The organism is Paenochrobactrum sp. BZR 201-1, assembly GCF_044987585.2.
Taxonomy (GTDB): domain Bacteria; phylum Pseudomonadota; class Alphaproteobacteria; order Rhizobiales; family Rhizobiaceae; genus Paenochrobactrum; species Paenochrobactrum pullorum.
The window spans coordinates 13785-28720 of record NZ_JBJDRZ020000042.1 but is presented as its reverse complement, the minus strand read 5'-3'; the positions used below and the strand labels follow the sequence as shown (position 1 = coordinate 28720).

The 14936-nt window shown below is 48.9% G+C and carries 13 protein-coding genes and 1 pseudogene; 8 read left to right on the top strand and 6 right to left on the bottom strand.

The genetic code is table 11. From position 1 onward, the window contains the following. Positions 1-41: 41 nt before the first annotated feature. Positions 42-221, bottom strand: a pseudogene (locus ACI0FR_RS15925) (IS6 family transposase); the annotation flags it as partial. Positions 222-687: 466 nt separating this feature from the next. On the opposite strand from ACI0FR_RS15925, the gene ACI0FR_RS15920 reads away from it, so the two are divergent. The 8 genes from ACI0FR_RS15920 to ACI0FR_RS15885 are packed head-to-tail and all read left to right on the top strand — an operon-like array spanning position 688 to position 10523. Then, positions 688-2238, top strand: coding sequence for an ABC transporter substrate-binding protein (locus ACI0FR_RS15920; protein ID WP_374834358.1), 1551 nt, complete (start codon positions 688-690; stop codon positions 2236-2238). A 27-nt stretch (positions 2239-2265) separates the two neighbouring features. Continuing rightward, a complete protein-coding gene (locus ACI0FR_RS15915) occupies positions 2266-3210 on the top strand; it encodes an ABC transporter permease (RefSeq protein WP_374834356.1) in 945 nt (314 codons plus the stop codon). Continuing rightward, a complete protein-coding gene (locus tag ACI0FR_RS15910; protein WP_374834353.1) occupies positions 3207-4022 on the top strand; it encodes an ABC transporter permease in 816 nt (271 codons plus the stop codon). Before ACI0FR_RS15915 ends, ACI0FR_RS15910 begins: the two co-directional genes overlap by 4 nt. Before the next feature lies 1 nt (position 4023). Further along, positions 4024-5721, top strand: a complete 1698-nt coding sequence (locus tag ACI0FR_RS15905) for a dipeptide ABC transporter ATP-binding protein (protein ID WP_461667998.1) — start codon at positions 4024-4026, stop codon at positions 5719-5721. After that, positions 5718-8090 (top strand): creatininase family protein, encoded by a 2373-nt coding sequence (locus ACI0FR_RS15900; protein WP_461667997.1) that lies wholly within the window; start codon positions 5718-5720, stop codon positions 8088-8090. The genes ACI0FR_RS15905 and ACI0FR_RS15900 overlap by 4 nt, the downstream gene beginning before the upstream one ends. Continuing rightward, positions 8083-8799: an RraA family protein gene (locus ACI0FR_RS15895; protein WP_461667996.1), complete on the top strand. Its 717-nt coding sequence runs from the start codon at positions 8083-8085 to the stop codon at positions 8797-8799. The genes ACI0FR_RS15900 and ACI0FR_RS15895 overlap by 8 nt, the downstream gene beginning before the upstream one ends. A gap of 3 nt (positions 8800-8802) precedes the next feature. Next, a complete protein-coding gene (locus ACI0FR_RS15890; RefSeq protein WP_461667995.1) occupies positions 8803-9672 on the top strand; it encodes an N-formylglutamate amidohydrolase in 870 nt (289 codons plus the stop codon). Between the two features lie 29 nt (positions 9673-9701). After that, complete coding sequence (locus ACI0FR_RS15885; RefSeq protein WP_374834343.1) at positions 9702-10523, top strand: alpha/beta hydrolase family protein; 822 nt, start codon at positions 9702-9704, stop codon at positions 10521-10523. A gap of 9 nt (positions 10524-10532) precedes the next feature. Here the strand turns inward: ACI0FR_RS15885 and ACI0FR_RS15880 are convergent, their stop codons facing one another. From ACI0FR_RS15880 to ehuC, 5 genes are all read right to left on the bottom strand, one after another. Continuing rightward, on the bottom strand, positions 10533-11411 hold the full coding sequence (locus tag ACI0FR_RS15880) for a sucrase ferredoxin (protein ID WP_461667994.1): 879 nt from the start codon (positions 11409-11411) through the stop codon (positions 10533-10535). A 12-nt stretch (positions 11412-11423) separates the two neighbouring features. Further along, positions 11424-12368, bottom strand: coding sequence for a GntR family transcriptional regulator (locus ACI0FR_RS15875; RefSeq protein ID WP_461667993.1), 945 nt, complete (start codon positions 12366-12368; stop codon positions 11424-11426). 410 nt (positions 12369-12778) lie between these two features. After that, positions 12779-13555, bottom strand: coding sequence for an ectoine/hydroxyectoine ABC transporter ATP-binding protein EhuA (gene ehuA / locus ACI0FR_RS15870; protein ID WP_461668000.1), 777 nt, complete (start codon positions 13553-13555; stop codon positions 12779-12781). A gap of 8 nt (positions 13556-13563) precedes the next feature. Beyond that, positions 13564-14256 (bottom strand): ectoine/hydroxyectoine ABC transporter permease subunit EhuD, encoded by a 693-nt coding sequence (gene ehuD / locus ACI0FR_RS15865; protein ID WP_374834337.1) that lies wholly within the window; start codon positions 14254-14256, stop codon positions 13564-13566. A 12-nt stretch (positions 14257-14268) separates the two neighbouring features. Further along, on the bottom strand, positions 14269-14934 hold the full coding sequence (gene ehuC / locus ACI0FR_RS15860; RefSeq protein WP_374834335.1) for an ectoine/hydroxyectoine ABC transporter permease subunit EhuC: 666 nt from the start codon (positions 14932-14934) through the stop codon (positions 14269-14271). Positions 14935-14936: the final 2 nt, after the last annotated feature.

Below are 14936 nucleotides of genomic sequence, written 5' to 3'. Positions count from 1 at the left end.
GACGTGGGGTGAGACGCCAGATTGTATTGGCATAAATCTCAACCGAATTTCTCCGCCCATTCACGTACCGTTTTATGAATAACAAGAATGCCACGATAGGCGAGCATGTCTTCAACCATGCGGAAACTTAGCGGAAAGCGGAAATATAGCCACACCGCTTCCGCGATAATCTCGGCAGGAAAACGATGGCGGTGATAAAGAGATGGGCGGCTGTCGATCATTTCCTATTATCGCTGTAGATGTTTACGCCGAAATTAAGGTAACAGAGCCATTTTCAACTATGTCTTGCCATCGGAACCAATGCTGGTGCTGAATAATTTTATCCTGTTTTTTCCCTAAGTTATTAACTTAATAAATTTCCAATATTAATTTTCTAAGAGTTCTTATACATATGACAGAGCAGTTGTTCGTCTCCGTTATTTATTAGTTCGCCTAAAATTCCTGTTATTATTATAGCCACATGACTTGTTAACAGTTTTATACTGCTGCAAGCAGTCGATATTTTATCACGCTCTCGTTGATCGAAGCCAATTGTTAGAGAGTTTTGAATTGCCACCAAATCAAACTATTTTTAAGGGGCAGACATAAAATTACGTATGTCTTACAAAATGAAGAAAATCACTATTGACTATAAATACAACATATGAAATGTTTTTTGTTAACTCAAAAAACAATAGGGTGAACAACATGTCATTATCGCGATCGTTTAGTCGCATTCTGCTTTCTTCAGCTTTTATCGTTGTTTCAGGTGCCGCGATAGCCAAAACACTGACAGTGCAGATTACTGCTGATATCCGTAGTTCCCAGCCCGGCATAAATCGTGATGCGGGCACGGATTCTGTAATGTTGAATGTTGTCGAGGGGCTTGTTGCGGCCGGTGAAAAAGGGGAGATAATACCGATGCTGGCCAAAGGCTGGACAGTCTCGGATGACGAAACAACTTATACTTTTGAGTTGCGTGACGGGGTTAAGTTTCATAATGGCGCAATCTTGACGGCAGATGATGTCAAGTTCAGTCTTGATAAACTATTCAGTAATCCTGATTTCGACTGCAAACCATTTTTTGATGGCAGCCGCGGTGCAAAAGTCGTTTCGGTTGACGTGACAGAGCCGCAAAAAGTCAGCATCAAGCTTGATCGTCCTTATGCGTTATTTTTAAACTATATGGCGCAGTCGCAATGCGGGGTTACAGGTATTGTTCATCCTTCTTCCTTTAATGAAGATGGCTCATGGAAAGCGCCGATAGCGACGGGCCCGTTCACCTTTGGTGATTGGAAACGTGGTCAGGGTCTGACACTAAAGAAATTTGCCGATTATGCGACTTATGGCGATAAACCTGATGGCTATGGCGGGCGCAAAGATGTGCTGGTTGATGAAGTTAAATTGGTTGTTGTGCCCGATACCGCGACAGCAGTGGCAGGATTACGCAGCGGCGTGCTGGATGTGTTGCCATATCTGCCGCCGAGTGAAGCCGTGAAGCTGATGGATGACAAGAGCATGACCTTGGTTGCTGCACCCCATGGCGGGCTGATCACCATGCTGTTCCAAACCAAGGATCCGTTGATGTCCAAACCAGCTATGCGCAAGGCGGTCATTGCTGCGCTGGACACGCCGCAGATTGTGGATTCTGTGACCTATGGTCTTGGCGTACCCAATAATTCTCTGGTGGCAAGCGGTTCGATGTATCACACCAAAGCGCAGGATAAAGCTTATACTTATGATCCGTCAGCTGTTCCCGCTCTGTTAAAAGAAGCCGGTTATAATGGTGAGAAAATCAAGATTATCACCAATCGCCGCTCGGCAATTAATTATGATACGGCAGTGATTGCGCAGGCCATGCTGCAGTCGGCCGGTATTAATGCCGATATCGAAGTGCTTGAATGGGCAAGCCAGCTCGACCGCTATAATAGCGGCAATTATCAGATCATGGCTTTCAATTATTCCAACCGTTCTGATCCGGCCATTGCCTATAGGACGATTGTTGGTTCTAAAGAAAAACAAGCCAATTATATATGGGATGATCCGCAGGTCGAAGAATTGGTCGAGCAATCATTAAATGTTGCTGATCCTCAAAAACGGCAGATCATATTTGATGAGTTACATAGCCGTTTTATGGAACAAATGCCCCTTGTGATGCTTGCCAATGGTCTTGATGTCGGCGTTTCCGGTCCGAAGGTGAAGGGCTATCGCACCTGGCAGGGATTTGCACGCTTTTGGGGTGTTGATCGCTCCGAATAATTGCTCTGATTTTAACTGGATAATTTAATGCTGAGATTTGCTTTCTCACGATTGCTTTCGGCAATCCCGACCCTTTTTCTTGTCTCTGTGGCCGTGTTTGGTCTGATCCGGTTGATACCGGGGGATCCTGCCAGTCTGATGTTGGGAGACCTTGCTGATGCAGATACATTGGCTGCTGCGCGCGAGCGAATGGGTCTGAATAAACCAGTGCCGGTGCAGTATGTAATCTGGCTGGGTAATGTGTTGCAGGGCAATCTCGGCACATCCGTTCTTAATGGCGAACCGGTACTTGATCTGGTGTTGCAACGCTTTGCCACCAGTGCACAAATGGTATTGATTGCCGTTGCATTATCGGTGCTGATCGCTGTGCCGCTGGGAATGATAGCGGCATGGCGGCAGAACAGTACGCTCGATCTTGGTATTGTTGCCATGTCGACTTTGCTGCTGTCTGTTCCCACATTCTGGCTCGGCTTGATGATTTTGTTGGGGTTTGGCTTGAAGCTCGGTTGGTTGCCGGTGCTTGGCTATGTCTCCATAACTGATAATCCTGTAGCAGGTCTGATTTATCTGATCATGCCGGTGATGACACTGGTGCTGCACGAAACGGGCATCATTGTGCGCATGGCACGCGCCTCGACATTGGATGTGCTGCGTCTCGACTATATCACCCATGCCCGTGCCAAAGGCCTGAGTGAAACGGCAGTTCTGTTTCGCCATACAGCCCGCAATGCTTTCGGCCCGACATGGACTTTGATCGGTCTGATCCTTGGCAACCTGCTCGGCGGCGTGGCCGTGGTGGAGACGGTTTTTACCATTCCCGGACTTGGGCGGCTGATCATCGATTCAATTTATGCCCGCGACTATGCCGTGGTGCAAGGCTGTCTGCTGTTTGTGGCCGTGACCTATTTGCTGGTCAATCTCGTGATTGATCTGTTTTATCCTCTCTTTGATCCGCGGGTGACTGCAGAATGAAACACTATCAAAGAAACCATATCCTTGGTGGTGCATTGCTTGTGTGCTTTATGGGTGCTGCATTTATCGGCCGCTTCTGGACCCCTTATGATCCGCTACGTATTAATCTACGTGCCAAATTACAGGCGCCTGATGCGGCGCACTGGCTGGGTACCGACGAATTTGGACGCGATGTTTTATCCCGTTTGATGGCTGCTGCCGGTACAAGCGTTTCCATCAGCCTGACAACTGTATTTTGCGCGGTTCTCGCCGGTGTGACATTCGGTGTGATTGCCGGATATGCCCGCGGCTGGGCAGACCGTATTATCATGGCATGCAATAATGCACTGCTCGCTTTTCCGAGTATGCTGCTGGCGCTGGCGCTGCTGTCGATTACCGGTGCCAATATGTATGGCATTATTCTTGCCCTTGGTATGGCCTATACACCATCCATGGTGCGGATTGTGCGCGGTTCGGTTTTATCTCTGCGGGAGCGGGAATTTATTGAAGCCTCACGCGTTATGGGCAATTCCGCACTCTATACGATGATCCGTCACATTCTGCCGAATTGTCTGGCACCGGTGATTGTACTGGCGACCTCAATGTTTGGCTCGGTGATCCTGACGGAGAGCGCGCTGAGTTTTCTCGGCCTCGGTGTGCCGCCACCTGCGCCGACATGGGGCAATATGCTGGCCAGTGCACGTCCGCATATAGCAGAAGCAATGTGGCTTGGTATTTTCCCCGGTCTTTGTATCTCTCTGACTTTGCTTGGCATTAATCTCTTCGGTGATGCTGTCCGAGACCGTTTTGACCCCCGCATGAGAGGTTTGTGATATGACAAAGTCCTCAGTTGATAAGTCTTTATCATCGGATATCCCTGTGGTTGAGGTGCAAAACCTCAATCTCAAAGTCAGCGGCGTCAGCGGTCAGCCGATTGTGCATGATGTATCCTTTACCGTTCAAGCTGGCGAGATTGTCGGTATTGTTGGTGAATCCGGTTCGGGTAAAACCATGGTCGCCCGCAGCTTGATGAAATTACAGCCGCCGGTGATTGAGATCGACGGTGGAGACATCCGGTTTCAGGGGCGATCGGTGCCGCATATGGCGGATAAAGAGCTGCGTGCCATGCGTGGGGCTCAAATTGGTATGGTGTTTCAGGAACCGATGACCTCGCTCAATCCGTCAATGACGATCGGACGGCAATTGTCGGAGCCTTTGCGCCAGCACACCAAGCTGGATGCAGCAGTGCGCCATACCCAAATGACCGAAATGCTGCGCCGTGTCGGTATTAAGGATACAGAAGCGGCACTCAATGCCTTTCCGCATCAGTTTTCCGGTGGTATGCGCCAGCGCATTATGCTGGCTTCTGCCATGTTGCTCAAACCGGCATTGCTGATTGCCGATGAACCAACCACTGCATTGGATGCGTTGGTGCAACGCGAAGTGCTGGAATTGATGTTGGAAATGGTGCGTGAAGATAAAACCGCATTATTGATGATCAGCCATGATTTGCCGATGGTGGCACGTTATTGCGACCGTATCATTGTTATGCGTAAAGGCGAGATCGTTGAAGAAGGTGCCTGTGCTGAGCTGATTGCAAATCCGCAGCACGAGTACACGCGATCTCTGTTGCAGGCAATGCCGGTACGCGGGCCTGCAAGACATCTTGAAAATAAGGGCAAGCCGGTCATTGAGGTGCGTGCGCTTGAGGTGGAATATCGTGTCTCCTCCGGTCTATTAGCCAGCCGCAAAATGAAACGGGCACTTCATGGTATTGATCTGGCGGTTCATTCCGGTGAAGTAGTGGCACTTGTCGGCGCATCCGGTTCAGGCAAAACGACGTTGGGGCGCTGTATTGCTGGTTTGGTTCCGGCATCGGCGGGTGAAATATTGTTTCGCGGAGAGGCGGTTCAAACCGGTTCTAAGTGTTATCAAGATTATCGTTTGAATTGCCAAATGATCTTTCAAGATCCCTTTGGCTCACTTGATCCGCGTATGAAAATCAAAGATCTGGTCGGCGAGGCTTTACGTCTTGATAAAACAATTAATGCTCAAGAAAAGCAGGAACGGGTTAAAACAATTTTGGAAGAGGTCGGGCTTGGCAACCAATATCTCGACCGTTATCCGCACGAACTTTCCGGCGGGCAACGCCAGCGTGTAGCTATCGCACGCGCAGTGATCGGACGACCGCAATTTGTGGTGGCTGATGAGGCGGTTTCGGCGCTGGATGTAACCGTACGCTCCAAAGTTTTGGAATTGCTGGCGGATTTACAACACCGTTACGGTTTTTCCTGTCTGTTTATCAGCCATGATCTTGGCGTGGTGGAGCAACTCGCAGATCGTGTTGTGGTGATGCGTGATGGGGCTATTGTTGAAGAAGGAACACGCGATCAGGTTTTTGATTATCCGCAATCTGATTATACCCGCGAGCTTCTGTCCGCCATTCCGGCACTTACACGCACCGAAACCGGCGTTTCGCTTAACTGGCGCTTTGATAACCACTCGCAGCACGAGGCGGGACAAAAAGCATGAACATGATTTCTCAAACTTTGCCGCGGGCAATGCCGCATATGCGTGGGACAAATCCTGCTGTTATTCTGTCTGTTCTGGACGAAATTGAGCGGGAAAATATTGAATTGCACAGCCTGCTGATCTGGCAGGATGGTGCGCTTATTACCGATGCTTATTGGGCACCGTTCTCGGCAGAGCGTCCGCATATGATGCATTCCGTAACCAAGAGTTTTACCTCAATGGCTGTCGGACTGGCGGTTGCTGACGGTTTATTATCGATTGATGATCAGGTCATCAATTTCTTTCCTGAGCATTTACATGAAATGCCGGATGCCAATTTGCAAGCTATGCGTGTGCGTCATCTTCTGACGATGACAAGCGGGCATGGACGCGGCATTTCCGGCGGTTCATGGCGGCGGATCAAAACCAGCTGGATTGAGGATTTTCTCAAACAGCCGACACCTTTTATTCCGGGTGAAACTTTCGTTTATGACAGCGCTGCCAGCTATATGCTTTCTGCCATCGTGCAGAAGGTTTCGGGGCGGCCGATCCATGATTATCTGAAAGAACGGATTTTCAAGCCAATGGCTATGTCCGCTACCATGGACTGGGATAAAGGCACAGATGGTGTCAATACCGGCGGCAACGGCCTGAGCTGCACAAGCGAAGATATGCTGAAACTTGGCATCTTGCATCTGCAGGGAGGCGAGTGGCAGGGCAAACAATTATTGCCGCGTGATTGGGTGGAGGCGGCAACTGCCATACAAATCCGCGATGTCGTGCTTGGTGTATTCACCGGTGATCATTATCTGGGGCCGGATGAATTGGCTGATGGAGAAGCAATCAGCAAACGCGAGGGTTATGGCTATCAATGGTGGCGCGGGCCGCATAATAGTTTTTCGGCCAATGGCTTGTTTGGTCAATATTGCATTATCTTGCCGGATCAAAAAACTGTGGTGGCTTTTACCGGCGGGCTGGCGGACAGCGATCGTCGTGTGCATCAATTGATTTATGAGCGGTTGTTGCCGGCACTTGGATCCGGTGCCGGTGAAAATGCGATTGAGACTGCTAGTGCCTTGCAAGCGCGGCTAGTCAATTTGCATATCGCAACAAAGCCTGATGGCGGCAAGGCCGATCTTGCAGCAGATGCGTGTTGTGGTGCATATCGCATCAGTGGAAATGATCAGGGCGTGGCAATTGTTTGCTTTATGCAGGATGCAGACGCTGTACAATTTACCATGCAGGATCAGGCTGGAATCCATCATATTCGTGCGGGTTTCGGACATTTTATCGAAACTGTTACGTCAATGAGTGGTGCTCGGCTGCATCATTCTTATCAGCCGGAAAAAGGCTTGCGTGTCGCAGCCTGTGCCCGCTGGTTGCCGCAAAGTGGTGAGAACCGTGTGCTGGAAATGGAATGGGTTTTCATTGAAACAGCATTCCGCGATACGGTGCGCCTGACTTTCAGGCAAGGTCAATTACAGCTTGATCGACAGGTGAATGTTAACTCATCCGAGTTGAGCCTTCCCGCACTTCATGGAATCCGCATTGAAGATCAGACACGGATCAGCGACATGACGCATCGGGCCTTTGCGCAGCGAATGAAAAAGCCGTCTGTCGTGTTAATTCCGCTTGGCTCACAGGAAGAGCAGGGACCACATGCGCCTATGGGGGATTTTATGCTCACCGACAGGCTGGCACAGATGTGTGCGGAAGTAGGAGGAGGTTTAACTGCGCCGACATTGCCTTTCGGCTACGCAGATTTTTTCCGCGCAATGAGCGGCGGTGTGCAATTACGTGCAGAGACTTTCTGCGCAGTGCTTGAAGATATGCTGGTTTCCTATCTGGAGCATGGCCATGAACATCTGCTGATTTTTAACGGTCACAGCACCAATGCTTTTTTGATTGATCAGGTCTGCCGCAAGATCAGGCGGGAGCGGGATGTGATTATTCCTTGTGTCAATATCTGGAAACTTATTCCGGATCGTTTATGGCGTAATCTTTATGGTGAGCATTCCGCACAATTTCGCGGTCATGGTGGCGAGCCGCTAACGTCGGTTTATATGCATCTCTTCCCGCATCTCGTGCGGCCGGACTGGCTTTCTGAATGCCAGCCTCGCGGCAGTGTTTTCGGGCTTCCTGTAAAAGGGGTGTCGGGCGCGGATTTTGAAGGATTGCCGGTACAGTTTCCGCTCAATTGTGACGAGGTGGATGCAAATGGTATGCTAGGTGGCTCCGCATCACAGGCAAGTGCCGCGAAGGGTAAAATCATCTGCGATCACATCGTCGGTTACACATCACGGTTAATGCAGCAGTTATTGCATTATGATCCGCGCAATCCTCTGCAAACCACACAAACTCCAGAACAAAGAGAACAGAATTATGCGTGAATATCGTATTGAACCGATGCCGCAGGTCGTGGATCCGGCATTGTTGCGACATCTGGAAAAAATTGAGACTGCCAGTGTCGGGCATTTGCGTCATACAGGTTTTATGCATGGCAATATTCAAGCGCTCGACCGGCAGCAGTATGCTTGCGCGGGAGTTGCGGTAACACTTGCTTTGCCGGCAATGTGTTCAACATTACTGCATTACGCACTGAGCCACTTGCGGGCAGGCGATATGCTGGTGATTGACCGTCTGGGGGATGACCGTCACGCCTGCCTTGGCGGCGTTGTGGCACGTGCTGCAAAACAAGCCGGTATTGCCGGTGTGATCATTGACGGACCATGCACGGATGCCGCGGAAATTCTTGCAGAAGGTTTGCCGGTCTGGTGTCGGGGCATATCCTCAATCACAACGCGCCAGCTTGATCTTGGCGGTACATTCAATCGTCCGGTTTCCTGCGGCAATGTACCGGTATTGGCGGGCGATATTGTGCTGGCGGATGCTTCCGGTGTTGTGGTGCTGCCCGCAGATGAAGCAGCAGAAATCGCGGATATTTGCATTGCCCGTGAGGCGCGCGTGGCCAAAACCATGGAGCGGTTGCTGAATGGTGACAAGCTTGGAGACATTACGCTCGCGACAGACAAAGTGAATAATTATTTGCAGCTTGCACGAAATAATAAAGCCAATAATGGTATAAAGGGCCGGACATAAAAGATGCTGGATAAAATTGAACCTATTGAAATTGAAGGCGTTCTTTCTGTTGTAGTGCCCCGTGCCCCGCTTGTGCCATTGGTATTTGACAGTCCTCATAGCGGATTGCAAATCCCGGATGATTTTCATCCGGCGGTGAGTGTCGAGAGGGTGCGTGTTGCGGCAGATACCCATGTGGATGATCTGTTTTCCTTTATACCGGATATTGGTGCACCGCTTTTGAAAGCGCATTTTCCGCGTAGTTTTCTGGATGTGAACCGCTCCCGTCTTGATATGGATGTGCAGATGGTGGAGGGGGACTGGCCTTATCCGGTGCGTAACAGCCCCACCGCACAGCGCGGTATGGGGCTGATGTGGCGCTATGCCTGGGGCAATGAGCTGATGCATGACCGTTTACTAAGTGTTGCCGAGGCAGAAAGCAGGATTGCGCGCTACTGGCAGCCTTATCATCGGCAGTTAGCGGCATTGCTGAATGCGGTTTATGCGCGTTTCGGGCGGGTCTATCATATCAATTGCCATTCGATGACGGCGGTGGGACACGCTATTTCTTCCGATCCTGCAGGTACGGTGCGGGCGGATATTTGCCTTGGCGATCTTGATGGTACATCGGCCTCACCGGAGCTGGTTAATCTGATAGCAGAAACTTTGCGCGGGTGCGGGCTGGATGTGGCGATCAATAAGCCGTTCAGGGGAGCGGAGCTGACAGAGAGTTATTCAAATCCGCGTCACAACCGCAATAGTCTTCAGTTTGAAATCAATCGCCGCCTTTACATGGATGAGGGCACGCGTGAGCGTAATGCTGGTTACGACGCATTGAAAGCATCGCTTGCGTATCTTGGCAAAGTTCTGGCCGCTTATGCCATGGAAAAATAATGGGCTTGAGGGATCAAGGGAGATTATAAATGTCAAAAAAACTAAACTTCTATGAATTGGGCAGAACGCCGTTTTTCGCTTCACGGATGGATCAACGTTTTTCTTACTGCTGCTATATTCCAAGCAGTTATAATCCAGATGGCGATAAGGTTCACCAGCTTGTTGTGTTGGTGCATGGCAGTTTGCGTGATGCAGATATTCTGCGTGATGAATTCATAGATTTTGCTGAAGAGCATGAGTGCATTTTGCTGGCGCCACTTTTCCCATGTGCTATCGGAAAACAGGGCGAGCTTCATAATTATAAGCGTATTATTTATGAAGGCATCCGTTATGATTTGATCCTTCTGGATATGATTGAAGAAGTTGCTGCGCAATATCGCATTGAAAAAGAAAAGTTTTTGTTACACGGCTTTTCCGGCGGCGGTCAGTTTGTCCATCGTTTTCTCTATCTCTATCCGCAGCGTTTGCTTGGTGTTTCCGTTGGTGCTCCGGGTACGGTAACACTGCCGGATGATCAGAAATCATGGTGGGTCGGCACTAAAGACACCGATGCGATTTTTGGACGTCCTCTTGATGTGGAAGCAATGAAACAGGTGGCTATCCAACTTGTCATCGGTGATGAGGATACCGAAATATGGGATGTCACCGTAGGGCTGCAATCAACATTGTGGATCGATGGTATTAACGATAGCGGTGAAAACCGTGTTGACCGGTTGCGTTGCTTAGAGACATCATTGCAGAAACTTGGCCTTACGCCGCGTTTTGATACTGTTGCCGGTGTCTCCCATGACGGAACTGCTATTCAGGGATCAGTCAAAGCATTTTTCACGGATGTTTTGCGCGCAAAATAAACAAAAAATCTAAATTTTCACTCTGATATTCACTGCGATCCAGCGCATTATTTGCGTCGGGTCGCTTTCATCTTTTAATGTTACGCAGCGTGTATTCACCGGAAAACTGGTTTTGCGTAATGATATCTCCAACACATAACTGCCAATTACAGTGTCGATGATGATGCTTGTACCATCATGCGGCTCGGTTATTGGGTGAGGAAAAGAGACGTTGCCGTGCAGTCCTTTCTCCTGCGCCCATGTGAGTGCAGCATGTTCCGCCACTTGTGAAAGTGCATCAAGCTCTGGGTTACCACGATAGGCTGGCAGATAGGGCGTGCCCTTTTTTATATGCTCAAGAAAATTTGCAATATTTTCAGGTTGCAACCGGCTGTAGCGAGCACGTTGCGGCAGCACGATTACAGAAGCAGCAAACCGGCAACCGCCCAGATGTGTGGATTGCAGAATGCGGAAATGTTGCGGGTCAGCTTGTGCTTTGAGGGCTTTCCATGTCGCAAAACCATATCGGGCACAGCATGGGTCTTGTTTGGCATCTGTACAGCAGACAATTGTGATGCGGTTATCCTTTTCCCCCTCAAGCTTAGCGCCGTCCGCCAGCTCGTAGATCAGTTGTGCTGCTTTTTGCGGTTCGATTTGTGTAATATTGATGTTGTCACAGCTCAGGGCAATATCATCGCCATCGACCAGTGCCACATGCAGTCCCGCAGCATTGGCGGTCATGATCGCATCGGCAAGTTCCACCGGCATAGTATGAGACTGCGTGCGCGGAACCCGCCAATGCGCACGCGGCCAGTGCAATAATATATAACGTTTTGCAGCACTGCCTGCCCCTGCCAGTGGTTCGCCTCGTTCTATACAGATGTCACGGCAGAAAATATGCTCAACCATTTGGCAGCAAAACTAATCTTGTGCAGCAGCAGGGCGGCTGTCTGCAGATACGTAGGAGCGGCTGAGATGACGGTACAGTATAGCCGAGGCTAATTTACGATCATCGGTTTTAATAGCTTCAAGAATAGCCAGATGATCGCGGGCTGCTTTGCGCACACCTGTTTCACTTAGCTCGGCAAATTCCGCATATTCGGTCATACGGCGCAGGCTGTTTTGTCGCCGGATTGATTGAATGAGAAAACGGTTGCCCGACCATGAGACTACAGTTTCATGGAAATTAGCATTAGCCTCAAACCATTCCGCGCCCTTAATCATTGCCAGTGGCATATCGAGTAGCGTTTGTTGCGCATGTTCCAGTGCTGCAAGCTCGGCAAGATCTGGTTTAAATGTATCTTCCATTATAGCACCGCACTCAATAATTGTGCGAAAGGCATAGGATTCATTGACAGATTGTTTGTTGTCCAGACATTCGGCAAAACGCCAGCCATGGCCATCGCGCCGCTCTGCCAGCCCCTCGGAAGACAAGCGCATCAACGTGCGTCGTACAACACCGCGCGATGAATTGAATTGTTCCACCAGCTCAGTTTCTGATGCCTCGTCGCCGATCATGCCATTGGCACGCGCATGCATCAGCTGGTGGTATAAAGTATCAACGTCAGAAGGAGGAACCAGTTCTTCCATCTGATCTGTTGTCAGTGGGGTATTGAGCAGCGTGAAACCACGATTATCGGTTTGAGTGATAATGCCTTTTTCAATCAGGTAATACAGAACCTGACGAATTGGAGTGCGGGAAATACCAAATTCCCGAGACAATGCCGCATCAGAAATCTTCTCACCTACAGCCCATCGGCCCGATTGTATCAATGGCATTAATTTACGTGCAATTTCTGCTTGCAATGAACTGAGGTTGCTGGTGTCTAACCCATGCGGTGATGTCTGAACGGTTCTATTTTGCACAGGACGCTTTCAACTTTAGTGGTAAACCGGAAATGATTTTCCATTAATTATAAAACATTATTAAGCAACAATCCAATCGTAAATTTGTATTATGTGTTTTAAATATGGTATTTGAAAATATAGATCTACAATTTTTTCTGTCAAAATTTATGAATTAAAATTTGCTTGCAAACACAGTATTACAAACTGGCCAATCATTGCGGTAAGCGTCATGACATTGGCTTCTCAAGGTTGTGCTTTTGTAATCACATGCCTGCATTCCTGAAATCAACATAGTAAATGGACAGCTAAATCTATCGCAAAAAATGCGAATTGAAATTTAGCTCATACTTGGTGAGCCCGATACCTCTGAGGACATAATCTTTCGGTACATTGCGCCAGCACAGGCCATTTCTCATCAAAGAATTCGATCAACTATAATCAATAACAGATGACAGAAATTCTCGGGTTCGTTCTTGTTTCGGGTTACCGAAAATTTGATCCGGGCTACCTTCTTCACAGATACGCCCTTTGTCAAAAAAGCAAATGCGATCTGAAACTTCGCGTGCAAAACGCATTTCATGTGTAACCAAAAGCATGGTCAAATCATGCTCATGCGCCAAATCACGGATAACAGCAAGAACTTCCCCAACCAATTGCGGGTCGAGAGCCGATGTCGGCTCATCAAAGAGCAATACGCGCGGACGCATGGCAAGCGCACGTGCGATGGCAACACGTTGTTGCTGACCGCCGGAAAGCTGTGAAGGAAAGTGGTCTTTTTTATCAGAAAGCCCGACCATTTTGAGTAATTCAATGGCTCTTGCTTCCGCTTCTGCCCTTGCAATGCCAAGCACACGTATTGGCGCTTCGATGACATTGCGTAAAACGGTCATATGCGGAAAGAGATTGAAGCTTTGGAACACCATTCCAACATGACTGCGGATTTGATGCAGATGTTTTTCGGATGCTAAAAAAGGGCCTTTACCACCATCTTCATGATAAGAAGTTCCTGCAAGTGTCAAACGACCTTCCTGAAACGGTTCCAGTGTCATCAAAATACGCAAAACAGTTGACTTTCCAGAACCTGATGGGCCAATTAGGGTTACTTTTTCACCTTTTGCTACTTTGAAATTAAAATTATCAAGCACTGTCAAAGCGCCAAAGCGTTTATTTACTTTGGAAAATTCAATGATGGTAGGTGATGTCATATTATCGGTCATCTTAATGGTATTCCTGCTTTGGGAAGCGTTTTTTGCAAGCGGTGAAGTCCGGCCGAGCAAATCAGCGTCAAAAGGAGAAAGATCAGGCCGACAAGCGTCAGCGGCACCAGATATTCAAAAGTTCGTTCACCGATCATATTGGCTAGAGCCATCATTTCCAGAATAGTAATGACGGATAAAACCGGTGTCTCTTTAATCATAGCAACGAGATAATTGCCCATTGCCGGTAAAATGCGAGGGATTGCCTGAGGTATGATTATGTCGCGATAGGCTTGAAAAGGCGTCAAATTAAGAGCGGTTGCAGCTTCCCATTGACCACGCGGAACAGCTTCAATACCGCCACGATAAACTTCCGACGTATAAGCTGCATATTGCAAACCCAATGCCAATGCACCAGTCATAAATGCTGGCAAGACAATACCGAACTCCGGCAGCACATAATAAAGAAAGAATAATTGCACCAAGAGCGGAGTGTCACGCAGAAACTCGACGATAAAGGCCGTCGTCCAGGAGATTGCTTTATTACGGCTGCGCCGCAGCAAAGCAAATATCAGTCCCAGCACTAATGCAATCAAAAATCCGGCAGCCGCGGCTTTCAGTGTAACCGTCAGCCCAATAAGAATGATAGGCAGGATCGAAATTGTATAGCTGATCCATGTTGTTGTATCCCATTCATAACCATACATCATAGCGTGTTATCCTCATGAATGTGTTATGCGGGGAAAGGCATTGCCGCGACGTACAAAATGCTCGATCAGCCGGATTGCCAGCATCAACATAAGCGACATCACAAAATAGCCGAGCAGTGTGAAAGTGTAGACGCTCGTGCTATCCAAAGTGATGTTGCGTATGGATTGAGCAGAGAATGTCAGATCGGCAATTGAAATGAATGAGACCAAAGAAGAAAGCTTCAATGTCTCAATGGCAAGATTGCCGAAAGCCGGCATCATCTCTACGACTGCTTGCGGCAGTGAAATACGATAAAGGGTCTGAAACCGGTTGAAATTCAATGCACGCGCAGCTTCATGCTGTTGCACTGAAACCGATTGCATTGCCCCGCGCACAATCTCAGCGCCATAACCACCCGCATGAGCTGCCAGTACCAGAATGCCGGTGGTGATCGGATCCAAACTGAGTCCGACGAGGGGCAATGCATAGTAAAACCAGAAAAGCTGAACCAGCAGCGAGGTGCCGCGAAACACTTCCGTGTAACACAGCGCAATTGTTGAAAGAACAGGCCCGCCTTCAACACGCATGAGGCCAAAGATAAAAGCAAGGCAAGCGCCGACAGCAATGGCAGCAAGCGTGATTGTCATAGTAACGCCAGCACCTTGCAACAGCATCGGCAGATAGGCTGTCCAGTCCATCT

Excerpts from the sequence above, each read along its gene's own strand:
- ehuC (WP_374834335.1), bottom strand. The coding sequence starts at position 14,934 with ATGGACTGGACAGCCTATCTGCCGATGCTGTTGCAAGGTGCTGGCGTT.
- ACI0FR_RS15900 (WP_461667997.1), top strand. The coding sequence starts at position 5,718 with ATGAACATGATTTCTCAAACTTTGCCGCGGGCAATGCCGCATATGCGT.
- ACI0FR_RS15905 (WP_461667998.1), top strand. The coding sequence starts at position 4,024 with ATGACAAAGTCCTCAGTTGATAAGTCTTTATCATCGGATATCCCTGTG.
- ACI0FR_RS15915 (WP_374834356.1), top strand. The coding sequence starts at position 2,266 with ATGCTGAGATTTGCTTTCTCACGATTGCTTTCGGCAATCCCGACCCTT.
- ACI0FR_RS15890 (WP_461667995.1), top strand. The coding sequence starts at position 8,803 with ATGCTGGATAAAATTGAACCTATTGAAATTGAAGGCGTTCTTTCTGTT.
- ACI0FR_RS15880 (WP_461667994.1), bottom strand. The coding sequence starts at position 11,411 with ATGGTTGAGCATATTTTCTGCCGTGACATCTGTATAGAACGAGGCGAA.
- ehuD (WP_374834337.1), bottom strand. The coding sequence starts at position 14,256 with ATGATGTATGGTTATGAATGGGATACAACAACATGGATCAGCTATACA.
- ACI0FR_RS15920 (WP_374834358.1), top strand. The coding sequence starts at position 688 with ATGTCATTATCGCGATCGTTTAGTCGCATTCTGCTTTCTTCAGCTTTT.
- ACI0FR_RS15910 (WP_374834353.1), top strand. The coding sequence starts at position 3,207 with ATGAAACACTATCAAAGAAACCATATCCTTGGTGGTGCATTGCTTGTG.
- ACI0FR_RS15895 (WP_461667996.1), top strand. The coding sequence starts at position 8,083 with ATGCGTGAATATCGTATTGAACCGATGCCGCAGGTCGTGGATCCGGCA.
- ACI0FR_RS15885 (WP_374834343.1), top strand. The coding sequence starts at position 9,702 with ATGTCAAAAAAACTAAACTTCTATGAATTGGGCAGAACGCCGTTTTTC.
- ehuA (WP_461668000.1), bottom strand. The coding sequence starts at position 13,555 with ATGACATCACCTACCATCATTGAATTTTCCAAAGTAAATAAACGCTTT.